This window comes from Pseudomonas sp. Irchel 3A5, assembly GCF_900187575.1.
Lineage (GTDB): Bacteria > Pseudomonadota > Gammaproteobacteria > Pseudomonadales > Pseudomonadaceae > Aquipseudomonas > Aquipseudomonas folii.
On record NZ_FYDU01000014.1, the window covers coordinates 37,112 to 60,781 of the forward strand.

Annotated in this window: 23 protein-coding genes and 1 tRNA gene; 16 read left to right on the forward strand and 8 right to left on the reverse strand. The window is 57.5% G+C overall.

Translation table 11 applies throughout. From position 1 onward, the window contains the following. Positions 1–5: 5 nt before the first annotated feature. From phrB to CKW31_RS21710, 8 genes are read left to right on the forward strand one after another with little or no spacing between them, the layout of a single operon-like run. Positions 6–1,451, forward strand: coding sequence for a deoxyribodipyrimidine photo-lyase (phrB, locus tag CKW31_RS21675; RefSeq protein ID WP_095099878.1), 1,446 nt, complete (start codon positions 6–8; stop codon positions 1,449–1,451). Continuing rightward, positions 1,444–1,866: a nuclear transport factor 2 family protein gene (locus CKW31_RS21680; protein WP_095099881.1), complete on the forward strand. Its 423-nt coding sequence runs from the start codon at positions 1,444–1,446 to the stop codon at positions 1,864–1,866. Before phrB ends, CKW31_RS21680 begins: the two co-directional genes overlap by 8 nt. Continuing rightward, positions 1,863–2,651 carry an SDR family oxidoreductase gene (locus tag CKW31_RS21685; RefSeq protein WP_095099884.1) on the forward strand — a complete coding sequence of 263 codons (789 nt, stop codon included), beginning with the start codon at positions 1,863–1,865 and terminating at the stop codon, positions 2,649–2,651. The genes CKW31_RS21680 and CKW31_RS21685 overlap by 4 nt, the downstream gene beginning before the upstream one ends. Then, positions 2,648–3,895 carry an NAD(P)/FAD-dependent oxidoreductase gene (locus tag CKW31_RS21690; RefSeq protein WP_095099887.1) on the forward strand — a complete coding sequence of 416 codons (1,248 nt, stop codon included), beginning with the start codon at positions 2,648–2,650 and terminating at the stop codon, positions 3,893–3,895. Before CKW31_RS21685 ends, CKW31_RS21690 begins: the two co-directional genes overlap by 4 nt. Next, a complete protein-coding gene (locus CKW31_RS21695) occupies positions 3,892–4,692 on the forward strand; it encodes a DUF1365 domain-containing protein (RefSeq protein ID WP_095099890.1) in 801 nt (266 codons plus the stop codon). Before CKW31_RS21690 ends, CKW31_RS21695 begins: the two co-directional genes overlap by 4 nt. Then, the gene (locus CKW31_RS21700; protein WP_095099893.1) at positions 4,679–5,944 is read left to right on the forward strand and encodes a cyclopropane-fatty-acyl-phospholipid synthase family protein; all 1,266 of its coding nucleotides are present in this window, start codon (positions 4,679–4,681) and stop codon (positions 5,942–5,944) included. The genes CKW31_RS21695 and CKW31_RS21700 overlap by 14 nt, the downstream gene beginning before the upstream one ends. After that, positions 5,937–6,458, forward strand: a complete 522-nt coding sequence (locus CKW31_RS21705; protein ID WP_095099896.1) for a DUF2878 domain-containing protein — start codon at positions 5,937–5,939, stop codon at positions 6,456–6,458. Before CKW31_RS21700 ends, CKW31_RS21705 begins: the two co-directional genes overlap by 8 nt. A gap of 16 nt (positions 6,459–6,474) precedes the next feature. Beyond that, positions 6,475–6,789: a YkgJ family cysteine cluster protein gene (locus tag CKW31_RS21710; protein ID WP_095099899.1), complete on the forward strand. Its 315-nt coding sequence runs from the start codon at positions 6,475–6,477 to the stop codon at positions 6,787–6,789. Between the two features lie 120 nt (positions 6,790–6,909). Here the strand turns inward: CKW31_RS21710 and CKW31_RS21715 are convergent, their stop codons facing one another. The 6 genes from CKW31_RS21715 to hemA all read right to left on the reverse strand — a co-directional run bounded on the left by CKW31_RS21715 (position 6,910) and on the right by hemA (position 12,278). Continuing rightward, positions 6,910–7,428, reverse strand: coding sequence for an acyloxyacyl hydrolase (locus CKW31_RS21715; RefSeq protein WP_027902876.1), 519 nt, complete (start codon positions 7,426–7,428; stop codon positions 6,910–6,912). 114 nt (positions 7,429–7,542) lie between these two features. Beyond that, the gene (murI, locus tag CKW31_RS21720) at positions 7,543–8,343 is read right to left on the reverse strand and encodes a glutamate racemase (protein WP_095099901.1); all 801 of its coding nucleotides are present in this window, start codon (positions 8,341–8,343) and stop codon (positions 7,543–7,545) included. Beyond that, a complete protein-coding gene (locus CKW31_RS21725) occupies positions 8,336–9,094 on the reverse strand; it encodes a molybdopterin-synthase adenylyltransferase MoeB (protein ID WP_095099904.1) in 759 nt (252 codons plus the stop codon). The genes murI and CKW31_RS21725 overlap by 8 nt, the downstream gene beginning before the upstream one ends. Further along, complete coding sequence (gene prmC / locus CKW31_RS21730) at positions 9,088–9,921, reverse strand: peptide chain release factor N(5)-glutamine methyltransferase (RefSeq protein ID WP_095099907.1); 834 nt, start codon at positions 9,919–9,921, stop codon at positions 9,088–9,090. The genes CKW31_RS21725 and prmC overlap by 7 nt, the downstream gene beginning before the upstream one ends. Next, the gene (gene prfA / locus CKW31_RS21735; RefSeq protein WP_095099911.1) at positions 9,922–11,004 is read right to left on the reverse strand and encodes a peptide chain release factor 1; all 1,083 of its coding nucleotides are present in this window, start codon (positions 11,002–11,004) and stop codon (positions 9,922–9,924) included. Then, positions 11,001–12,278: a glutamyl-tRNA reductase gene (gene hemA / locus CKW31_RS21740; RefSeq protein WP_095099914.1), complete on the reverse strand. Its 1,278-nt coding sequence runs from the start codon at positions 12,276–12,278 to the stop codon at positions 11,001–11,003. Before hemA ends, prfA begins: the two co-directional genes overlap by 4 nt. A gap of 226 nt (positions 12,279–12,504) precedes the next feature. Here hemA and CKW31_RS21745 point away from each other — a divergent pair, with 226 nt between their 5' ends. From CKW31_RS21745 to ychF, 8 genes are all read left to right on the forward strand, one after another. Beyond that, on the forward strand, positions 12,505–14,232 hold the full coding sequence (locus tag CKW31_RS21745; RefSeq protein ID WP_095099917.1) for a tetratricopeptide repeat protein: 1,728 nt from the start codon (positions 12,505–12,507) through the stop codon (positions 14,230–14,232). Between the two features lie 4 nt (positions 14,233–14,236). Beyond that, positions 14,237–14,854 carry a lipoprotein insertase outer membrane protein LolB gene (lolB, locus tag CKW31_RS21750; RefSeq protein WP_095099921.1) on the forward strand — a complete coding sequence of 206 codons (618 nt, stop codon included), beginning with the start codon at positions 14,237–14,239 and terminating at the stop codon, positions 14,852–14,854. Positions 14,855–14,856: 2 nt separating this feature from the next. After that, positions 14,857–15,708 (forward strand): 4-(cytidine 5'-diphospho)-2-C-methyl-D-erythritol kinase, encoded by an 852-nt coding sequence (gene ispE, locus CKW31_RS21755; protein ID WP_095099924.1) that lies wholly within the window; start codon positions 14,857–14,859, stop codon positions 15,706–15,708. A gap of 38 nt (positions 15,709–15,746) precedes the next feature. Further along, positions 15,747–15,821: transfer RNA gene (locus CKW31_RS21760), tRNA-Gln, on the forward strand. A gap of 46 nt (positions 15,822–15,867) precedes the next feature. After that, entirely contained in the window at positions 15,868–16,809 is a 942-nt protein-coding gene (locus CKW31_RS21765; RefSeq protein ID WP_002552145.1) for a ribose-phosphate pyrophosphokinase, read from the forward strand. Positions 16,810–16,947: 138 nt separating this feature from the next. Continuing rightward, positions 16,948–17,556: a 50S ribosomal protein L25/general stress protein Ctc gene (locus CKW31_RS21770; protein ID WP_095099927.1), complete on the forward strand. Its 609-nt coding sequence runs from the start codon at positions 16,948–16,950 to the stop codon at positions 17,554–17,556. A 162-nt stretch (positions 17,557–17,718) separates the two neighbouring features. Continuing rightward, entirely contained in the window at positions 17,719–18,303 is a 585-nt protein-coding gene (gene pth / locus CKW31_RS21775; RefSeq protein WP_027902866.1) for an aminoacyl-tRNA hydrolase, read from the forward strand. Positions 18,304–18,324: 21 nt separating this feature from the next. After that, positions 18,325–19,425 carry a redox-regulated ATPase YchF gene (gene ychF / locus CKW31_RS21780; protein ID WP_095099930.1) on the forward strand — a complete coding sequence of 367 codons (1,101 nt, stop codon included), beginning with the start codon at positions 18,325–18,327 and terminating at the stop codon, positions 19,423–19,425. 340 nt (positions 19,426–19,765) lie between these two features. Here ychF and CKW31_RS21785 read toward each other — a convergent pair whose 3' ends face one another. Next, entirely contained in the window at positions 19,766–20,413 is a 648-nt protein-coding gene (locus CKW31_RS21785) for a response regulator (protein WP_095099933.1), read from the reverse strand. 3 nt (positions 20,414–20,416) lie between these two features. Beyond that, the gene (locus tag CKW31_RS21790) at positions 20,417–23,668 is read right to left on the reverse strand and encodes a hybrid sensor histidine kinase/response regulator (protein ID WP_095099936.1); all 3,252 of its coding nucleotides are present in this window, start codon (positions 23,666–23,668) and stop codon (positions 20,417–20,419) included. Positions 23,669–23,670: the final 2 nt, after the last annotated feature.

Below are 23,670 nucleotides of genomic sequence, written 5' to 3' on the forward strand. Positions count from 1 at the left end.
TAAACATGCAACTGCTATGGCTGCGCAGCGATTTGCGCATTCACGACAATACCGCCCTGACCGCTGCCATGGAGCAGGGTCCGGTGGCGGCTGTTTACCTGATCAGCCCCACTCAGTGGCGCAGCCATGACGACGCTCCCTGCAAAGTAGATTTCTGGCTGCGCAATCTGGCCGAGTTGCAGAAAGCTCTGGGTGAATTGAACGTGCCATTGCTGATCCGCGAGGCCGACAGCTGGGATCAAGCACCGAAGGTGCTGCTGGAACTGTGTCGCGAACACAATTTCCGGTCGGTACATGCCAACGAAGAATACGGGATCAACGAAACCCGCCGGGACGCCGCCGTCGCCGACGCACTTCAGCACGCCGACATCCAGTGGCGCAGCTATCTGGATCAGTTGTTTTTCAAACCTGGCACTGTGCTGACCAAAACCGGCACCTATTTCCAGGTCTTCAGCCAGTTCCGCAAGGTCTGCTACGCCCGTATGCACCAAGCCATGCCGCCGCTGGTTCACTTGCCCAAACCTCAAGCCGCGCTGGATGTAGAAAGTGATCGCGTCCCCGAACAGGTAGAGGGATTCATGACGCCTCCCCAGGCACTACAAGCCTTGTGGCCTGCGGGTGAGGACGAAGCGCGTCGGCGGCTGGCCGCCTTCAGCGATGAACAGATTGATTACTACCGCTCAGAGCGTGACTTCCCGGCCAAGCCCGGCACCAGTCAGTTGTCGGCGTATCTGGCTGCCGGAGTGATATCCCCGCGCCAATGCCTTCACGCGGCGTTGAGCAGCAATCAGGGTGAGTTCGAGACGGGCAGTGTCGGCGCTGTCACCTGGATCAACGAGCTGCTCTGGCGCGAATTCTATAAACACATCCTCGTGGGTTTTCCTCGAGTATCGCGGTATCGCGCGTTTCGCCCCGAGACCGAAGCCCTGAAATGGCGTGACGCCCCCGAGGAACTGGCTGCCTGGAAAGAGGCACGTACCGGCCTGCCGATCATTGACGCCGCCATGCGCCAACTCCTGGAAACCGGCTGGATGCATAACCGCCTGCGCATGGTCGTGGCGATGTTCCTGACCAAGAACCTGCTGATTGACTGGCGCGAAGGCGAACGTTTTTTCATGCAGCACCTGATCGACGGCGATCTGGCCGCCAATAATGGTGGCTGGCAGTGGAGCTCCTCCACGGGCACCGATTCATCGCCCTATTTCCGGATTTTCAATCCGCTGTCGCAATCCGAGAAATTCGACCCCGAAGGTCTGTTCCTGAAGAAGTGGTTGCCCGAACTGGCCGACCTGAACAAAAAAGAAGTGCATAACCCGGCGGCTGGCGGCCTGTTTGGTGTGGCCAATTATCCCAAACCTATTGTCGACCTGAGCAGCAGCCGCGCCCGTGCGCTGGCTGCATTCAAGGCTCTGCCTCATCGCCAGCCCGCGGCCGAGGTTACTGATGACTGATTTCCTGCGGCGCTTTGCTCATGAGTTTGCGGCTCTGGACAAGAACAACCTGGACCGCCTTGGCAACCTGTACAGCGACGATGTGCAATTCACCGACCCGCTGCACCAGATTCACGGGCTGCCGCAAATGCGTCGCTATTTTGCCGAGTTGTACGCCAATGTCAGCGATCTGCGTTTTGACTTTCATGGGTTTGACCAGGTCAGCGAGGGCAACGGTTATCTGCGCTGGACAATGAGCTACTCCCATCCGCGCCTTGTCAGAGGTAAGACGATCCAGGTCGAGGGCTGCTCGCATCTGCTCTGGCGCGACAAGGTTTATCAACATCGAGACTATTTCGATGCAGGCGCTTTGTTGTACGAGCACTTGCCGATCATGGGCCAGCTGATTGCCTGGCTGAAAAGGAGATTGGGATGAGTGATCCGAACGTGCGACGTATCTGGTTGACCGGTGCCAGCAGCGGCATTGGCCTGGCGCTCGCCGAAGAGCTGCTCATCGCGGGTCACAAGCTGGCGCTGACGGCCCGAACGCTAGGCCCACTGGAGGAGCTGGAGCGACGTTTCCCCGGGCAAGTCTTGCTCGCGCCGGGGGATTTGACCGATGGCGAGCAAATCACCGCCATCGGCGATCGCATCGGCCAGACCTGGGGCGCCCTGGACAGCGCGATCATCAACGCTGGCACCTGCGAATATATCGACACCAACCATTTCGATGCCGCGCTGCTTGAGCGTGTAGTGCGTACCAACCTGCTGGCAAGTTCCTATTGCGTCCAAGAAGCATTGTTGCTGCTGCGCAAAGGCAACAAGCCGCATCTGGTGGGCGTTTGCAGTTCGGTGACCTACCTGCCACTTACCCGCAGCGAGGCTTACGGGGCATCCAAGGCCGGAATGCGATATCTGTTCGAATCCCTGCGTATTGATCTGGCCCACGAAAATATCGACGTCACCGTCGTCAGCCCAGGTTTTGTCGATACCCCGCTGACCGCCAAAAACGACTTCGCCATGCCCATGCGCTGGCCTGTCGAAAAAGCTGCGAAATACATCGCCGAGCGGTTGCAGCGGACGCGTCGTCCGATGGAAATCGCCTTCCCCGGGCTGTTCATCCTGACCCTGCGGTTATTGGCGCTGCTCCCCACCCGGGTGCAACTCGCGTTAGGAAAACGCATGGCTCGCTCGGCGGCTCAACACAAGGACGCCCAATGAAAATCGCCATCATCGGCAGTGGTATCGCGGGCCTGACCAGCGCCTATCTGCTCAACCGCTCTCACGACATCACGGTGTTCGAGGCGGCAGACTGGATTGGCGGGCATACCCATACCGTTGATGTAAAGGTGAATGGCCGGGATTACGCCATTGATACCGGCTTTATCGTGTTCAACGACTGGACCTATCCAAACTTCATCCGTTTGCTCGGGCAGCTAGGCGTTAACTTCAAGCCCACCGAAATGAGCTTCTCCGTCAGCGATCCGAAGACCCGAACCGAATACAACGGCAATAACCTCAACAGCCTGTTCGCCCAGCGCAGCAACCTGTTGTCCCTGAGTTTCTGGGGCATGTTGCGCGACATTCTACGTTTCAATCGCGAGGCGCTGGCCGACCTGGAAAGCCAGCGCATCGCTCACGACACAACTCTGGGTGATTACCTGCACAGTCGCGGTTACGGCGAACGCTTCATTGAGCACTACATCGTGCCCATGGGTGCAGCGATCTGGTCCATGTCACTGGCAGACATGCTCGCGTTCCCTTTGCAGTTCTTTGTGCGCTTCTTCAAGAATCATGGTTTGTTATCAGTCAGCAATCGGCCGCAGTGGTGCGTCATCGAAGGCGGTTCCAGCCGTTACATCGAGCCGCTGACAGCGTCATTTGCCGAGCGGATTCGCCTGTCATGCCCGGTTAATCGGGTTGAGCGGGATGCAGAAGGCGTAACCATCCACAGCGCAGCGGGCAGCGAACGCTTTGATAAAGTCGTGTTCGCCTGCCACAGCGATCAGGCTCTGAAAATGCTCGCGCAACCGAGCGCAGCCGAGCAGGAAATTCTGGGTGCCCTGCCCTACGCCGAAAATGACGTGGTGCTGCATACCGACATCCGGCTGTTGCCCAAGCGACCGCTGGCCTGGGCCAGCTGGAACTATCGACTCGGCGGCGGCAAGCAACAACTGGCCGCTGTGACCTACGACATGAACATCCTGCAAGGCATCGACAGCGACACGACCTTTTGTGTCAGCCTCAACCAGACCGATGCCATCGACCCGAACAAAATCCTTGCCCGCTACACCTACGCCCATCCGCAGTACAGCCTGGCGGGCGTAGATGCTCAGGCGCGCTGGCCCGAACTGGCCGGCATCAACCACACCTGGTTCTGCGGTGCTTACTGGGCCAACGGTTTTCATGAAGACGGCGTGGTCAGCGGCCTGCGGGTTGCCTCGGCATTGGGCGAATCATTGTGAACAGCGCCCTGTACAGCGGCTGGATCGCCCACCGACGCTTTGCGCCGCGGGCCCATGACTTTCGTTATCGGATCGGCCTGCTGTATCTGGACCTGGATGAACAGCGCGAGGTATTGAATACATCTCCCCTCGCGGGAAAAAGTCGCTGGTCACCGTTTTCATTCCGGGAAACGGATTACCTGCGTGAACTGACGCGCAATGGCATACCACTGACTGAGGCGGTTCGCGAGCGCGTCGGTCAAGCCATCGGCCATGTTCCGCAGGGCAAGATCTGTCTGCTGACTCAAGCACGCAGTTGGGGTCTGGCCTTCAATCCGGTGAGCTTTTTTTATTGCTTTGAAGAGGATGGCGCTCTGGCGGCGATTCTCTGTGAAGTCAGCAATACACCGTGGCGCGAGCGTTACCACTACGTATTACCTGCCGACGGTGAGGGGCACCAGCACTTTGCCGTAGCCAAGGCCTTCCACGTTTCGCCGTTCCTGCCCCGCGATCTTGAATACCGGATGAGTTTCAGCCCACCCGGCGAGCGCCTGGGCGTACACATGGCTGACTGGCAAGGCGAGCTGAAAATGTTCGACGCCACGCTCAACCTGCAACGCCAGGACCTGACGCGAAGCAATCTGCACCGGCACTTGCTGGCGTTCCCGTGGATGACCGCCAAGACCTGCCTGGCGATTTACTGGCAAGCATTGCGGCTATTCCTGAAACGCATTCCACTTTTTTCTCATCAGGCCGCTGACGGCGACTACCGTACCGCCTCCACGCAATTGAAGGGTCAACGCCATGAAAAGCAGTAGCAGTTTTTCGGCCAATCTGGGCACCAACAGCCTGACTGCCAATATCCTGCGGCGCGGCGTGCTACGCCAGCTTGCCCGGTTGCGCAACGGCCAACTGGTCGTCAATGAAGGCGATGAGCGCCACGTGTTCGGCGTGGCTGGGGCCGTTATCCAGGGCGAGATTCAGATTCTCGACTCAGCCACCTGGGGCATGGTCGCCAGTAATGGCTCCATTGGCGCAGGCGAAGCCTATATCCATGGCTACTGGACGTCGCCGGACCTGACCGCTGTCATCAGGGTTTTCGTCAGCAACCTGGACGTACTGGACTCGATGGAAGGCGGCATGGCCCGGCTAGGTCGTCCGTTCATTCAAGCGCTGCACTGGCTGAACCGTAATACCCGGGAAGGCTCGCAAAAAAATATCGCCGCCCATTACGATCTGGGCAACGAGCTGTTCAAGCAGTTTCTTGATCCCACCATGATGTATTCGGCGGCGCAGTTCCTGACGCCTGAAGACACGCTGGAACAGGCGCAACTGAACAAGCTGGAGCGCATCTGCCAGAAGCTGGCGTTGAAACCCGACGATCACTTGCTGGAAATCGGTACCGGCTGGGGCAGCATGGCGATTTACGCGGCGCAGCATTATGGCTGCAAAGTCACGACCACAACGCTGTCCAAAGAACAGTTCGCCTACACCGAGGAGCGAATTGCGACGCTGGGTCTGCAGGACCGGATCACTCTGCTGCTCAAGGACTACCGGGACCTTACCGGGCAGTTCGACAAGCTGGTGTCGATCGAGATGATTGAAGCAGTCGGTCACCGGTTTCTGCCGACGTACTTCAAGCAATGCGCCCACCTGCTCAAGGACAACGGCCTGATGTTGCTGCAAGCGATCACCATCCGCGAGCAGCGTTACGAGCAGGCCAAAAGCAGTGTCGATTTCATTCAACGCTATATTTTCCCCGGTGGTGCGCTGCCGTCGGTGCAAAAAATGCTGGAAATTGTCGGTCGCGATACCGACATGAACTTGCTGCACATGGAAGATTTCGGCCTGCATTACGCCCGCACGCTGCGCATCTGGCACGACAACTTCCGCCACGCCCATGGCTACCTTGCCGAGCTGGGCTACGACGATTACTTCCTGCGCCTGTGGGAGTTTTACCTGTGTTACTGCGAGGGTGGTTTCCTGGAACGTACCATCGGCACGGCGCAATTGCTGTTGGCCAAGCCCTGCGCATCGCCACAGCCGCTGCTGGGTCGTTTCAATGCTTAAGCAGATCGCCAATACCGTGCTGTTCCAGGCCGGCTGGTTTGCCTGTGTGCTGGGTGGTAACAGCTATTGGCTGTTGATCCCGATTGGCGTTCTGCTCATTCATCTGCTGTGGATAAGTTCGTGGGCGGCCGAGGGTAGATTACTGCTGTGGATAACAGCCTTGGGCACTGTGCTGGACAGCGCATTGATGATGCTCGGCGTGTTCGACTTTGGCACTCAGGGTGTGCTGATCCCGCTGTGGCTGATTCTGCTTTGGGCAGTGTTGGGCACCACGCTCAGGCATTGTCTGGCCTGGACCGCAAAACCGTGGTGGCGCGCCAGTGTGCTGGGAGCAATTGGCGGGCCGATGTCGTATTACGCAGGCTCGCAACTGGCTGACGTGCATTTGCCGCTGGGTCTGTGGCCGAGTATGGCGCTGCTGGCGGTGCTATGGGCGGTGATGTTTGCGCTGCTGCAATGGCTCTCCATTCGATTGCTCGCCGTTCAATCAGTCAACATGCCCGCCTCGCGCTGACATACACTGCGCGCCTATGACTTCCACCCTGATCCCGACCCGCCCGATTGCCACCGAAACCGCCATCACCTGCTCAACCTGCGCGGCCTGCTGCTGCCAGCTTGAAGTGATGCTGATTACGGATACCGGCGTACCTGAACGCTTTATCGATACCGACGACTGGGGCGGCGAAGTCATGCTGCGTCTCGACGACGGCTGGTGCGCCGCGCTGGATCGCAACACGATGATGTGCACCATCTATGAGAAACGTCCGCTGATCTGCCGAGAGTTCGAGACCGGGTCAGAGGAATGCATGAATGAAAGGCTGGGGATTGAAGGGGCTTATTTGTAGGTTGTAGCCAGAGCCGGATTTTGCGTCGATCTTATCGCGGGCAAGCACCGCTCCCACAGGAGAAACTCGATCTCCTGTGGGAGCGGTGCTTGCCCGCGATAGGGTCACCACAAATATTCTTTAGAGCGGCATCGTGTAATGCAGCGCGTAGCTCTCGATACCGTCGTTTGGCTCTTTGATGCCAGCGTTCGAGTAGTGGGTCGCACGGATGCCAATTTCATGACCGCCGTTGAACCGCACGCCGAAACCGATACGGTCTTCAAAGTTGAAAGCCGAACCCAGCTTGTTGTCTTCGATTTGCGTATTGGAGAATACAGCGACACCGATACCGGCTTCGATGTACGGCTTCACGTTCTGGCCAGCGAATTCGTAAACGAATACCGGGGAGAACGAAAGGCTGTTGTTGCTGGAACGCTTGTCGCCATCCCAGTAAGTGTAAGCGCCATCCCAGTAGCCGGTCAGGCGACCTACGTCGCTCTGCAGCCAGCTTTTATCCCAATCAAACTTCATGCCCAGGCGGTAAGTCTGGGTCGTCTGGCCCGTCTGACCGACCGAAAACTCAACGCCAGCGGCTTGAGTAAGTGAAGTTTGCCCCATCAACGCAGCCGCAAGCGCAGCCAAGCACAACAGACGCTTCATCAGAAACTTCCTATTTCGTATGCAATTATTAGGTATTTGCAGATAACCGGCTTGCTATAGAAATCCGACGTGGAACGTTAGTTCCAATGCCAAGCAAAGCTTTTCACGATTTTTTTACAAATCGAAGAATCGCACATTGTCAGATTTTTTCCATAGTGTAGGTAGGATGTTTCCGAAATTATACGAATCAGCGCTGGTCCAGAACTGCGTTTCCTGGGCATGGCCGTCGTGCAGAAGGCCGTGCTGAGCCAATAATCGCTGGAGCTGGCGAGCCACGGCATGACCGGTGTCGATCAGAATGACCGATTCCGGGATCATTTCGCGCAGCAGAGGTTTGAGGAAGGGATAGTGGGTACAGCCGAGGATAATCGTGTCACAGCCCTCGGCCAGAAGCGGTTCGACATACCCCCGCAGCAGGGCCCGAATGGTCGGGCTGAACAGGTCGCCTGACTCGATCAGCTCCACAAGGCCGGGGCACGGCTGCGTCACCACGCGGACATCGCCCGCGAAACGATCGAGCAAAGCGGCGAACTTCGCGCTTTGCAAAGTACCGGTCGTAGCGAGCACGCCCACCACACCACTGCGGGTCGCAGCCGCTGCCGGTTTGACCGCAGGTTCCATACCGATAATTGGCCAGTCAGGGTAATGCTCACGCAACTGAGCGGCGGCAGCGGCAGTCGCGGTGTTGCAGGCCAGTACCAGCGCCTTGGCCCCTTGCTCGCGAAAGAATCGCGCGATGATCATGCAGCGCTCGCGGATGAACTCGGGAGTTTTCTCTCCGTAAGGGATATGTCCGCAGTCTGCGACGTACAACAGCGACTCATTGGGTAACAGGTTGTGAATCTCGCCCAGCACCGACAAGCCACCCACGCCGGAATCGAACACGCCCACCGGCGCATCGCTGGCTTTATTCATGCTGCCCTGCACCGCAGACGCTACAGCCCGGATCGCGCTTGACCTTCAATTCACGAAAGCGAGTGCTCAGTGCGTCAATCAGCAACAAGCGTCCCACCAGCGGCTCACCAAAACCCACCAGAACCTTGAGCGCTTCAAGGGCCTGCAGACTGCCGACCAACCCCACAACAGGCCCGATGACACCGGCTTCGCTACAGGTCAGTTCGGCTTCGCTGCCGTGACCGTATAAACAGTGGTAGCAAGGGCTTTCAGGCCGACGCGGATCGAATACCGATAATTGCCCTTCGAGGCGAATCGCCGCACCACTGACCAAAGGTTTGCTGCCAGCCACACAGGCGGCGTTGACCGCACCACGAGTCGCGAAATTGTCTGAGCAATCGAGCACCAGATCGACGCCCTCAACAGCCGACGCCAGGGAATCGGTATCCAGCGCGGCGCGATGAGGAACAAGACTGATCTCGGGATTGATCGCGGTCAGACGGGCCATGGCCGAATCCACCTTGCTCTGCCCGACTGTCTGGCTGTCGTGAATGATCTGGCGTTGCAGGTTGGTCACGTCAACGGTGTCGAAGTCAGCAAGATGCAACTCGCCCACACCTGCGGCGGCCAGATACAAGGCGACGGGAGAACCGAGGCCGCCCAGGCCGACGATCAGCACCCGACTTTTTTTGAGTTTTAACTGGCCTTCGATATCGACGTGCTGCAACAGAATCTGTCGGCTATAGCGCAACAGTTCCTGATCACTCAGCACGGCAGGCGCCCAAAGGTAATGCGCTCATGGTCGCCCAGGTCGCGGCGAGTCTGAATCTTCTCGAAACCGTGGCGGCTCAACAGATCGCGGACCGCTGCACCCTGGTCATAGCCGTGCTCCAGCAACAACCAGCCATCGTCGTTCAAATAGTTCGGTGCTTGCTCGATGATCATGCGCAGATCATCCAGACCATCCGACCCGGCCACCAGTGCGCTGCTGGGCTCGAAACGCACATCGCCCGCCGCCAGATGCGGATCTTCGGCAGCGATGTAAGGCGGATTGCTGATGATCAGATCAAAGCGCTGACCTTCAAGGGCGCTGAACCAATGGCTGCTCAGCACCTTGGCGTTATCCAGATGCAAACGTTGACGATTGCGTTCGGCCAATGCGACGGCTTCAAGCACCCGATCCACCGCCGTCACCTGCCACACCGGACGCTCGCTGGCTAACGCCAACGCAATAGCGCCCGTGCCGGTGCCCAGATCGAGCACGCGAGTTGGCGCAAATGCAGGCACCAGCTCCAGCGCAGCTTCAACCAGCATTTCGGTTTCAGGACGTGGAATCAATGTATGAGGCGCGACGTCAAGATCGAGCTTCCAGAACCCCTGCTGCCCCAGAATATAGGCTACGGGTTCACCGGTACGTCGGCGCTGCAAATGGGAGGCAAAGGTCAGTGCGGCTTCGCTGCTGACGATTCGCTCTGGCCAGGTATGCAGGAAACTGCGCGGTTTACCCAGCGCAGCCGCCAGAAGCAGTTCAGCATCAAGACGGGCAGTTGGTGAATCAGGAAGCTCGGCGCTTCTTAACAGGCTGGCGATGATGGTCATTTACTCACCCAGTGCCGCTAGTTGGTCTGCCTGATATTCGGCAAGTAGCGGCTCTATCACTGCATCGACACCACCGGCTAAAACTTCATCCAGCGAATACAAGGTCAAATTCACGCGGTGATCCGTTACTCGCCCCTGAGGGAAGTTATAAGTCCGGATACGCTCGGATCGATCACCCGAGCCCACCAGCAGTTTACGCTCACTGGCAATTGCATTGGCAGCGGCGCTGGTTTGCTGGTCGTTCAGTTTGGCAGATAGCCAGGACATCGCACGGGCACGGTTCTTGTGCTGCGAGCGCTCTTCCTGACACTCGACGACAATACCCGACGGAAGGTGGGTAATGCGAATCGCCGAGTCAGTCTTGTTAACGTGCTGACCACCCGCGCCCGATGAACGATAGGTGTCAACACGCAGGTCCGCAGGATTGATTTCGATTGCCTGTTGCTCGTCCGGCTCAGGCAAAACGGCTACTGTGCAGGCGGAAGTATGGATACGGCCCTGGGATTCTGTTTCCGGAACCCGCTGCACGCGGTGCGCGCCGGACTCGAATTTGAGCTTGCCGTAAACGTTCTCGCCTTCAACCCGGGCGATCACTTCTTTATAGCCGCCATGCTCGCCTTCGTTCTCGGACAGAATCTCTATCCGCCAACCACGGCGTTCGGCATAACGCGAATACATGCGGAACAGATCGCCGGAGAAAATCGCCGCCTCATCGCCGCCGGTCCCGGCGCGAATTTCGAGGAACACGTTACGCCCGTCATTAGGGTCCTTGGGCAGCAACATGCGTTGCAGCTGGCTTTCCAGCTCGACCAGCAACTGCTTGGTCTCGCGGACTTCCTCGACCGCCATTTCACGCATGTCCGGATCGCTGTCCTTGAGCAGCGCCTGAGCGCCGTCCAGATCAGCCAACGCCTTGAGCAGCTGTTTATAAGCAGCAACGATCGGCTCTACTTCAGCGTACTCCCTGGAATACGCACGAAACTTTGTCTGATCCGAAATAATCTCGGCATCGCCAAGCAACGCGGTCAGTTCCTCGAAGCGATCGCTGAGGATATCGAGTTTGTTGAGCAGTGAGGCTTTCATTGCGGGGGTTTATCCGTCGAGCCCTCACCGAGGGCAAAAAGTTCCTGGGCCATGGCCAGCGCGTCGAGGCGGCCTTCGGCAGAGAGTTTTTTCAACTGCACACTCGGCGCGTGCAATAACTTGTTGGTCAACCCGCGCGCCAGCTGCACCAGCACGTCTTCGGCGTTGCCGCCGTTAGCCAGCATACGCTGGGCCTTGAGTAATTCTTCGTCGCGCAACCGCTCGCTTTGCTGGCGATAAGCCCTGAGTACATCCACCGCGGCCAGTTCACGCAGGCGGAACATGAAGTCATTGGCACCCACCGAGACCAGCTCTTCGGCTGCCATGGCTGCGCCCTGGCGACTCTTGAGGTTCTCGGCGACGACTTCATGCAGGTCGTCAACGGTGTAGAGATACACGTCGTCCAGCTCGCCGACTTCGGGCTCGATGTCCCGTGGCACGGCGATATCGACCATGAAGATCGGCTTATGTTTGCGCAGCTTCAGGGCACTTTCAACTGCACCCTTGCCAAGAATCGGCAATTGGCTGGCTGTCGAGCTGATTACAATGTCGCTGTTGACCAGTTCGGCCGGGATGTCCGAGAGCAGTACCGCATGAGCGCCGAACTCGGCAGCCAGAATACTCGCCCGCTCAAGGGTCCGGTTGGCAACCACGATGCGCTTGACGCCAAGGTCATGCAAATGACGCGCAACCAACGTGATGGTTTCACCGGCACCGATCAGCAAAGCCTGGCTGCGTTGCAAATCACTGAAAATCTGTTTCGCCAGGCTGACAGCGGCGAAGGCCACGGAAACCGGGTTTTCGCCGATAGCCGTATCAGTGCGTACCTGCTTGGCAGCGCTGAATGTGGCCTGAAACAGTCGGCCCAGCAACGGACCAATGGTTCCGGCTTCCCGGGCCACGGCGTAGGCAGACTTCATCTGACCAAGAATCTGCGGTTCACCCAGTACAAGCGAGTCGAGCCCGGAGGCGACCCGCATCATGTGACGAACAGCCGCATCGTCAGCATGCACATAAGCGCTCGCGCGCAGCTCATCCAGGCTCAAATGGTGATATTCGGCCAGCCAGGCGAGCACCGTCTCAGAACCGATCTGGTCCTGTTCGATATATAACTCGCTACGGTTGCACGTAGAAAGGATCGCAGCTTCGCGGCTATTGGTAAGGCGGCAAAGCTGCTGCAAGGCCTCAACCAGCTGCTCTGGCGTAAATGCCACGCGCTCGCGGACGTCTACTGAGGCAGTCTTATGGTTGATACCAAGTGCAAGGAAGGCCATTCAAGGTCGCTGATGGTGACGTGAAGCCGGCAATTGTCCTACTTCAATAGACTCAGAACAACCACCGTTGACTATTGTCCTAATAGACTCGCGCTGCAAATGCCCCGAAATGGCGCTTACGGCATAAACAAATATGCGTTCCGGCAGTTTTCCAACCGGCTGTGGGTTTGCTCCCAGCCTTGTGTCATGATGCTCAAAACCGCAGGTAAGTCGTCCCTTCTTATATATGAATAGATCCTCCGCGCTGTTTCTCGCCCTCGTCTTTCTCAGCGGTTGCCAATCCATGGCTCCGGTTCAGCCGCAGACTACTCCTGCGCAGAAAGACACTGCTCCCGCACCTGAAGCCAAGCCTCAGGTCTACGGCTCGTTCACCCAGGAAACCCTCGTCAGCCTGCTGAGTGCGGAACTGGCTGGCCAGCGCAATCGTTTCGATATTGCCCTGGACAACTACGTGACCCAGGCGATCAACACCCAGGACCCGGGTGTTTCGGAGCGTGCGTTCCGGATTGCCGAGTACCTGGGTGCCGATCAGGCTGCGCTGGACACTTCGCTGATCTGGGCCAGAAACGACAGGGACAACCTTGAAGCACAGCGCGCGGCCGCGATTCAGCTGGCTCGGGCGGGCCGCTATGACGACTCCATGGTGTACATGGAAAAGGTCCTGCAAGGTCAAGGCGACACGCATTTTGACTTCCTGGCGCTGTCGGCGGCGGAAACCAATCCGGAAACCCGCAACGCGCTGCTCACCAGTTTTGACCGGCTTCTCGTCAAGTACCCGAATAACGGCCAACTGATTTTCGGCAAGGCACTGCTGCTGCAACAGAACGGTGACGCGCAGACCTCACTGAAGCTGCTGGAAGACAATCCGCCTAAAGACGGTGAAGTTGCTCCGATTCTGCTCCGCGCTCGCCTGCTGCAAGGCATGAACCGGGGTAAGGAAGCGCTGCCGATCCTTGAAAAAAGCATCAAGAAATACCCGGACGACAAGCGTTTGCGCCTGACTTACGCCCGCATGCTGGTCGAACAGAACCGCATGGAAGACGCCAAAGCGCAGTTCTCCAGCCTTGTGCAGCAGTATCCCGATGATGACGAACTGCGTTTCTCCCTGGCATTGGTCTGCCTTGAAGCCAAGGCGTGGGATGAAGCCGCGGGTTATCTGGAAGAGCTGATAGCCCGTGGCGCCCATGAGGATTCCGCGCACCTGAACCTGGGTCGCATCCATGAAGAGCGCAACGATCAACCAAGCGCACTTGCCGAATACGCCCAGGTTGGCCCTGGCCCGGACTACCTGTCCGCACAGTTACGCCAGGCCGATATCCTGATGAGCAATGGCAACGCAGCCGAAGCCTCCAAGCGCTTGTCCGAGGCTCGCGAGGCACAACCGGACTACGCGATCCAGCTTTACCTGATCGAAGCCGAAACCCTGTCCAACAACAATCAGGTTGATCGCGCCTGGCAGTTGCTGAATCAGGCACTCAAACAGTACCCGGATGACCTGAACCTGCTGTACACCCGCTCGATGATGGCGGAAAAACGCGGTGATCTGGTCCAGATGGAAAAGGACCTGCGCTCGATTCTCAAGCGCGAGCCGGAAAACGCCATGGCGCTGAATGCGCTGGGCTACACCCTTTCCGACCGCACCACGCGCTACGCAGAAGCCAAGGAACTGATCGAAAGAGCCCACAAACTCAATCCGGAAGATCCTGCAGTGCTCGACAGCCTGGGATGGGTAAACTACCGCCTGGGCAACCTGGACGAAGCCGAACGCTTGTTGCGTCTGGCACTTGAGCGCTTCCCCGATCATGAAGTGGCCGCCCACCTGGGTGAGGTGCTGTGGGCCAAAGGCGAGCAGCGCGAAGCCCGTAAAGTCTGGGGCAAAGCCCTCGAAGAACAACCTGACAGCCCTATTCTGCGCAGCACTCTGTTGCGCCTGACCGGATCCGAGACTCTTTAATTTTATGTTTTTGCGCCACGTAGTCGTATTCAGCCTCATCGCCCTGCTCGCCGGTTGCGCCGGACTCACTTCCCGGGAAGCCGTAGAAGGCAAAGGTGACCCGGCGCAATGGCGTCAGCACAAAGAACAACTGACCAACCTCGACGGCTGGCAGATCAACGGCAAGGTCGGCATTCGCGCCCCCAAGGACTCCGGAAGTGGCACGCTGTTCTGGCTGCAGCGCCAGGACTACTACGACATTCGCTTGTCGGGTCCATTGGGACGCGGTGCCGCACGCCTGACCGGTCGTCCCGGCGGCGTCGCGCTGGAAGTCGCCAACCAGGGTCGATACGAAGCTCCGACGCCGGAAACACTGCTTGAAGAGCAACTCGGCTGGAAGTTGCCAGTGTCGCATCTGGTCTGGTGGGTCCGTGGCCTGCCCGCTCCGCACAGCAAGAGTCGCCTGACACTTGATGGTGACAGCCGTCTTGCCAGCCTTGAGCAGGATGGCTGGCAGGTTGAATACCTGAGTTATGTCGAACAGAACGGTTATTGGCTGCCCGAGCGCGTCAAGCTGCATGGCCAGGACCTTGATGTCACGCTGGTGATCAAGGACTGGCAGCCACGCAAACTGGGTCAATAAGCATGAGCGAAGCACGTCTGACCCTGCCCGCTCCTGCCAAACTGAATCTGATGCTGCACATTCTTGGCCGTCGCCCCGATGGCTATCACGAATTGCAAACCCTGTTTCAGTTCGTCGATTACGGCGATGACCTCAGCTTCGCCGTTCGCCAGGACGGTGAAATCCGCCTGCAGACCGACGTTCCCGGCGTTCCTCATGACAGTAACCTGATCGTCAAGGCGGCTCGCGCGCTGCAAGAACAATCCGGTTGCAGCCTTGGGATGGACATCTGGCTGGAAAAGCGCCTGCCCATGGGCGGCGGAATCGGCGGCGGCAGTTCTGATGCAGCCACGACATTGCTGGGCTTGAACCATCTGTGGAATCTTGGCTGGGACGAAGATCGTCTGGCAGCCCTGGGCCTGACTCTCGGCGCAGACGTCCCGGTTTTCATACGCGGACATGCCGCATTTGCTGAGGGTGTAGGTGAAAAACTCACCCCTGTAGACCCGGAAGAACCGTGGTATCTGGTACTCGTGCCGCAAGTATCTGTAAGTACAGCAGAAATTTTTTCAGATCCACTGTTGACACGTAACACTCCTCCCATTAAAGTGCGCCCCGTTCCCAAGGGAAACAGTCGAAATGACTGCTTACCGGTTGTAGCAAGGCGTTATCCAGAAGTACGTAACGCTTTGAATTTGTTAGGTAAATTTACCGAAGCAAAATTAACCGGAACTGGAAGTTGTGTGTTTGGGGCCTTCCCAAACAAAGCTGAAGCTGATAAAGTCTCGGCCCTTCTTACAGAGACCTTTACGGGGTTTGTAGCAAAAGGAAGCAACGTTTCGATGTTGCATCGCAAGCTGCAAAGTCTGCTCTAAAAAGGAACCGGGTACTGGGTACTCGTTGCAACAAATACAGGGGCGTCGCCAAGCGGTAAGGCAGCAGGTTTTGATCCTGCCATGCGTTGGTTCGAATCCAGCCGCCCCTGCCATTTTCCTATACTCATCCAGGTTACCCTCAGCCTTCAGGTACTGCGCGTGTCCAAGATGATGGTCTTTACGGGGAACGCTAACCCCGATCTGGCTCGACGTGTCGTACGTCAGCTGCATATCCCACTAGGTGATGTTTCTGTCGGCAAGTTCTCCGACGGCGAAATTTCTACTGAGATCAATGAAAACGTCCGCGGTAAAGACGTATTTATCATTCAGCCGACTTGCGCACCGACCAACGATAACCTGATGGAACTGGTAGTGATGGCTGACGCCTTCCGCCGCTCCTCAGCGTCCCGAATCACTGCTGTGATTCCTTACTTTGGTTATGCCCGTCAGGATCGCCGTCCGCGTTCCGCACGTGTGGCTATCAGCGCGAAAGTTGTTGCTGACATGCTTACCGTGGTCGGGATCGATCGTGTTCTCACGGTTGATCTGCATGCTGACCAAATTCAGGGTTTCTTCGATATTCCGGTAGATAACATCTACGGCTCCCCGGTTCTGGTGGATGACATTGAAGATCAACGCTTCGAAAACCTGATGATCGTTTCCCCGGATATCGGCGGCGTCGTGCGTGCACGTGCTGTTGCCAAATCCCTGGGTGTCGATCTCGGTATCATCGACAAGCGCCGTGAGAAAGCCAATCACTCTGAAGTGATGCATATCATCGGTGATGTCGAAGGGCGTACCTGTATTCTGGTCGATGACATGGTCGATACCGCCGGCACCCTGTGCCATGCGGCCAAGGCCTTGAAAGAGCATGGCGCTGCCAAGGTCTTTGCCTACTGCACACACCCTGTGCTGTCGGGTCGGGCGATCGAAAACATTGAAAATTCCGTGCTGGATGAACTGGTGGTGACCAACACCATCCCGTTGTCCGCTGCAGCACAAGCCTGTAGCCGTATCCGTCAACTGGATATCGCTCCGGTAGTCGCTGAGGCGGTTCGCCGCATCAGCAACGAAGAATCGATCAGCGCGATGTTCCGCTAAGGGTTTTCCCTGAGCTGACACCCTGTTGACGAAAAGCGCCCCGCCCTGACATTCGGTCAGGGCGGGGCTTTTTTGCCCATATCGTCCTGACGTCGGTCGCAAACGTCAGTTCGAATGTGGCTAATTTGGAGATACAAAATGAACGATTTTACTTTGAATGCTGAACTGCGTTCCGACCTGGGGAAAGGTGCGAGCCGCCGCCTGCGTCGTCTCGCAAGCCTGGTTCCAGCTGTAGTTTACGGTGGCGACAAAGCCCCTGAATCCATTAGCCTGCTGGCCAAAGAAGTTGCCAAACTGCTGGAAAACGAAGCTTCCTACAGCCACATCATCGAGCTGACCGTTGCTGGCAAAAAGCAAAACGTGATCATCAAAGCTCTGCAACGTCACCCGGCCAAAGGCCACGTGATGCATGCTGACTTCATTCGCGTTGTAGCTGGCCAGAAACTGACTGCTATCGTGCCTGTACACTTCATCGGTGAAGAAGCTCCAGTCAAGAAAGGCGGCGAAGTTTCGCACGTTACTTCCGAGCTGGAAGTAAGCTGCCTGCCGAAAGATCTGCCTGAGTTCATCGAAGTAGACGTGTCTGCTCTGGAAATCGGTTCGATCGTTCACCTGTCCGACGTCAAAGCACCTAAAGGTGTTGAGTTCGTTGCTCTGGCGCACGGTAACGACCTGGCTATCGCCAACGTCCACGCTCCACGCATTGCACCGACCGAAGACGAAGCAGAAGAAGGTACTGCCGAGTAATTCATTACTTGGTCATACCGGAGTTGCTCGGGAAACCGCTGTAAAAGTCAGGCAAAACGGGCAGGATCGCGGAGTTTACATCATGGTAAATGAGCAGTTTTCTTCCAGTTTTGCCGCTGCCTGCAGCGGCTTCAACCACAACTCCATAAAAGGGCCCCTGTCGTGACTGCCATACAACTGATCGTTGGCCTGGGAAATCCAGGCGCTGAATACGAACAGACCCGGCACAACGCAGGGGCTCTTTTTGTTGAGCGTATCGCTGACGCGCAACGAGTCAATCTCGTCGCCGAGCGCAAATTCTTTGGCCTGACCGCACGCTTCACTCATCAGGGTCAGGATGTTCGTCTGCTGATTCCCACCACCTACATGAACCGCAGCGGCCAGTCCGTAGCGGCGCTCGCTGGTTTCTACCGGATTCCGGTCGATGCCATCCTGGTGGCGCATGACGAACTCGATCTGCCACCGGGCGTTGCCAAGTTCAAACAGGGCGGCGGCCATGGCGGTCACAACGGGTTGCGGGACATCATCGCGCAGCTCGGTAATCAGAATACTTTTCACCGCTTGCGGCTTGGCATTGGCCACCCGGGCGACGCCAACAAGGTCTCTGGTTTTGTTCTGGGTCGAGCGCCACGCGCCGAACAGGAGAAACTGGACGCCAGCATCGACTTTGCCCTCGGCGTGCTGCCGGATATCTTCGCCGGTGAATGGAACCGGGCGATGAAAAACCTGCACAGCCAGAAGGCCTGACATCACTCGAGGGGAAACACCATGGGCTTCAATTGCGGCATCGTCGGCCTGCCCAACGTCGGCAAATCCACTCTGTTCAACGCCTTGACCAAGTCCGGTATTGCAGCGGAGAACTTCCCCTTCTGCACCATCGAACCGAACAGCGGCATCGTGGCCATGCCGGACCCGCGCCTTGCGGCATTGGCGGCCATCGTCAATCCCAAGCGCATCCTGCCGACCACCATGGAGTTCGTCGACATCGCGGGCCTGGTAGCCGGTGCGTCCAAAGGTGAAGGCCTGGGCAACAAGTTCCTCGCCAACATCCGCGAGACCGATGCCATCGCTCACGTGGTCCGCTGCTTCGAAGACGACAACGTGATTCACGTTTCCAACAGCGTCGACCCGAAACGCGACATCGAAATCATCGACCTGGAATTGATCTTTGCCGACCTCGACAGCTGTGAAAAACAGCTGCAGAAAGTCACGCGCAACGCCAAGGGCGGCGACAAGGATGCCGTGGTTCAGAAAGGCCTGCTGGAGCAATTGATCACCCACTTCACCGAAGGCAAGCCTGCTCGCAGCCTGATGAAGAACATGAACGCTGACGAAAAAGCAGTGATTCGTGGCTTCCACCTGCTGACCACCAAGCCGGTCATGTACATCGCCAACGTTGCTGAAGACGGTTTCGAGAATAATCCGCTGCTGGACGTGGTTCGCGCCATCGCCGAAGAAGAAGGCGCGATGCTGGTGCCGGTCTGCAACAAGATCGAAGCGGAAATCGCTGAACTCGATGACGGCGAAGAAAAGGACATGTTCCTCGAAGCCCTGGGCTTTGAAGAGCCAGGCCTGAATCGCGTGATCCGCGCTGGCTACGAAATGCTGCACCTGCAGACTTACTTCACCGCCGGTGTAGAAGAAGTCCGCGCCTGGACCGTACGCGTCGGTGCCACCGCACCACAGGCCGCTGGCGTGATCCACACAGACTTCGAAAAAGGCTTCATCCGCGCCGAGTGCATCGCCTACAACGACTTCATCCAGTACAAGGGTGAAGCCGGTGCCAAGGAAGCCGGAAAATGGCGTCTGGAAGGCAAGGACTACATCGTCAAAGACGGCGACGTTCTGCACTTCCGCTTCAACGTCTGATGGTCCGCGTGGCGCGCCACGCATTCAGCCAGAACAAAAATCCCCGGTCATTCATTGATCCGGGGATTTTTTGTTTCAGCAGGAGCAAGCCAGTCGAAATAGTCCGCCTGCACGCTGGGCTTCTGCAGTCACCGATATCCGAGAGAAACCTATGTTTGCCTGCAAGCGCTGACACCGGTGGGGTACATACGCTGCATTTGTAGCGCCTGAAATACTGTCTTCCCGAATTAATTCGGTCCTACCGGTCAATCATGAACATGAGATCAAGGCCAACCGGTGTAAGGTGCTAGGTCTGGGCGGTATTCCAGCCTTATCGCGGGCAAGCCCAGCTCCCACAAGGCTACTGAAACTGCCCCGCCTTGATGCAATACGTCATCAAAGCATGGTCGCTGGTGACTTCGAGTTTGCGCATCGCCGAGATTTTCTGGGCGCTGACTGTTTTGGTGCTGCGGTTCACCTGCCGGGCAATGTCGCTGACGCTGTTGCCAATCACGAACAGTCGTAGCACTTCCACCTCTCTGGGTGACAGGCTGGCAAAACGTTCATCCACTTGCTGGGTGTTGACCTGCACTGAAATCGCCTCCTGCACCGGCCCTCGATAGCTGCGGTTCAACGCCAAAGCATCCAGTGCGTTCTCGATTTCTTCGTGCAGATGATTTTTCTGGATAACACCGACCACCCCCAACTCATGCAGTCGGGAAAGGATCAGGTTATTGGAAATCATCGTCAGCACCAGCACCTGGGTTTTGACAAATCTCCGTATCAGGTACTCGACGAGTTTAAGCCCGTCGCCGTATGTCGAGTCCCCCGGCATGTTGAAGTCGGTGATGACCACCTCCGGCTCGTGAGTCGTCAGCTCGGCAATCAACTGGCTGGAACTGGTTGCCTCGGCAGCCACCTCGAAACGCCCGTCCCGCTGGATGATTTCGCGTAGCCCAAACAGTACGATCGGGTGGTCATCCGCGATCACGACCTTTATTTTCTTCATTAGCTACCTGCCATTGGATGGCGATTCGTCTGTTCCAGGATCGGTGGGCAATGCACGTAGCATGACCTCCAGACGTTCTAGCAAAGTTCGCACCGCATCGGCGGATTCAGCATCCAGCGGTTTATCCAGCAACAGTATTTCCAGTCGATTACACGCCGCCGACAACTGCGAGGCACGCACCGACGCCAATGAGCCGTTCATCCGGTGCAAATGCCGCACCACACCTGCGCTGTCGGACTGGTCGAGGGCCTGCTCAGCCATGTTGATGTCGTCTTGCATGGTTTCGATAAACAGTCGGTGCATGGCCGGCGAAAAGCTGATCCAGCCATCCATGTCACCCGCCTGCACAACCGCTGGGGAAGGCAGTTGGGGGCTACTACCAGTTGCACAATGCGTGATCAAAGCCTGACGCAAGGTTTTCAGGCTCAACGGCTTGACGATCCAGGCGTTCATGCCCGCCGCCAGACATTGCTCGCCTTCCTCGCGCATAGCGTTGGCCGTGACCCCGATTATCGGCGTCTGCGCATCACGCGCACGTAATGCACGGGTCAGCTCGTAGCCATTGAGAAGCGGCATGTTGACGTCGGTGATGATCAGGTCGAACAGCTCCGGCCTCCAACGCTGCAAAGCTTCTTCACCGTTTTCGGCAATCACTACCCGAGCGCCCAGCGCTTCGAGCTGTTCTTGCAGGATCGCCCGATTGATCGGATTGTCTTCCGCCACCAGCACGCGCAACCCTTCAGGGATCGTCGTGTCGGTGCGCCTCGATGCCAACTGACGCGCCGGACCGGGACACGCAAGGGTCAGGGCACGGGCGATGGCACGAATATCAAAAGAACTCACTTCCCAGCCTTGTTCCGTTGGCTGCGGCTGGCTTTGTCCCCGTTCGCTGACGGTAACGCGCTGGCCGTGCCAGATCGCCACTTCTGTGTTGCTCTGCCCCATGTCGAGCAACAGGGACTGACTATTACCGTTGAAATCGTCGGGCAACACCATGGCTCTGGCACCCCAGCGACTGAGCCAGTCGATCAGGTTTTGCTCCAGTTCTTTCATAGGCGCGCGAACGTACACCGCCACATCATCCAGCTCGATATCGGCACAATCGGCCAACGGCCCTGGCACCACAGGGAGCCGGATATGCAACGAGAAACTGCTGCCAAGACCTGGTTCGCTGACCACGCGAAGCTTGGCACCCATCAGTTCGGCGAGACGCGCACAAATCGACAGCCCCAAACCTGCGCCCCCTGCCCGCTCGCTGCCGTTGACCTGTGTGAACGGTTTGAACAACGTAGCCAGTTGCTTCTCGCTGATACCCGGCCCGGTGTCCGAGACCTGCCATTGCAGTGAGGCATGGGTCTGGTCCAGATCGGTGACTTTAAGGCGCAGCACCACCCGACCCGAGTCAGTGAATTTAACCGCGTTGCCGAGCAGATTATTGATGATCTGACGAATGCGCCCGCTGTCACCGCGCATCTGGGCAGGCAGGTTCGCATCGGCACAGGCGAACACCTGCAGGCCCTTGTTGCCTGCGGTGGCGGCGTAACTGCGCACGGCATCTTCGAAGACATCCAGTGGGCTGAACGTCGAGGTTTCCAGGGCCATTTGCCCGGATTCGATCTTCGATACGTCCAGCACATCACTGATCAATTGAAACAGGATTGACGACGAGCGCTGAATGGTCTGCAGATAATCGTGCTGACGGGGGTTCAGTTCAGTAAGCCCGAGCAGCTCAAGGTTGCCCAGTACGCCATACAACGGCGTACGAATTTCATGGCTCATGGTTGCCAGAAACAAGGTTTTCGCGGCGCTGGCATGATCGGCAGAAAGCCTGGCCTGCTCCATCAGTTGCGCGTCATCCACGTGCCGGGTGATATCGTTGAAGCCGCACAACACCACGTCTTCGCCTTGATAACGAGTCGACACGAAGCACACCAGCAAATGCCGACCGGCGACTTCGATCTGCACTTCCTGAGGTTCCTGATCTTGGTAGTCGCGCTTGAGCAGGCTGATCAGCTCGGCAGTACCCTGCCACTCCTGGGCACGCTGGTTCTCCAGCAGGACTTTGCTGTTGTTGCGTTGCACCACACACAGCCCCACCGGAGCGCTGTGCAGCATCACACGGTTGAACGCTTCGCTCTCGGTCAGACGCCGATTGGCGCGCTGCGCAGGGTCGACTATTTGCGTGCGATACCAGCGGTTGACTCGCCAACCCGCCAGGAGCGCAAACAGAAACACGCCCAGGATGCCCAGCAGGGGCCACTGCGCATAACGAAAGAAGCTCCGATAACTGACCGTGTACAAACCCACCCACTGTTGACTGCCCGATGAGCTGACTTTGAAATGCAAGCCATCACTGTCGATGCTCAAGCCGGCGGGGCTGTCGATATGATCCTGGGCCAGCCCCAGCAATACTTCGCCGGTAGGGGAAATCAGCGTCACCTCGTTATCAATCGGCCGTTCAAGCAGGCGATCCAGCTCATTGAACTTGCCCGCATCGAGCAGCGCAGCGAACGTCAGCAGGCCGTTGTCCTGCCGGGCGGGCATGATCTCGGGCGTGATGTCGACGCCGATAAACGCAATGATATTTCGGGTCCCTGACAGCAAATCAAGCGGAGCACGCATCCAGCGCACCTGCGTGTCATTCAATTGGCCGCGCTGCTGGAGCAACGCCTGAAACAGACGACCAGTGACGTCGAAGAAGTTACCCTTGAGCAATACCGCCTGCCTGCGCGATCCATCAATACCGGGTACCGCGATGTTGAACTGGTCCGACGGCGAAAACAGAAATGTCTGCGGCGCTGAATAATAAGAACTCGACCAGAAGGTGCTGTAGTAATCAGTCAGTTGCACGCCGAGCGAGTAGGCGCCCTGCAACTCGGCCTGACTGTAGCGGGTGCGCTCGCTCAAGGTGAATGGCTGAGACATGGCCAGGCCACGATTCTGGAACACCCGCTCGTCGCCCTGCTGCATCAGCTCCACCCGGGACATCGGCCGAACGTCGGTTTTTACATTCTGGTTGGTGCGATCGTAAGCGTCGGCCACGTTGTGCAGAAAGGACTCATATTCATGGATACTTTCTACCAGTCGGGCGAAGTGAAAATTGACCTTATCGCGCTCTTCTTCCAGCACACGGTCAATCGCCCACCAGCACGTACCGATCAACAACAAGGACAACCCGGCCATTATCAGCAGCAACTTGTTAAGCCGCTGAGAGCTTAGCGCCAAGGCACCTAATTTCAGGCTTTCATGTTTCATCA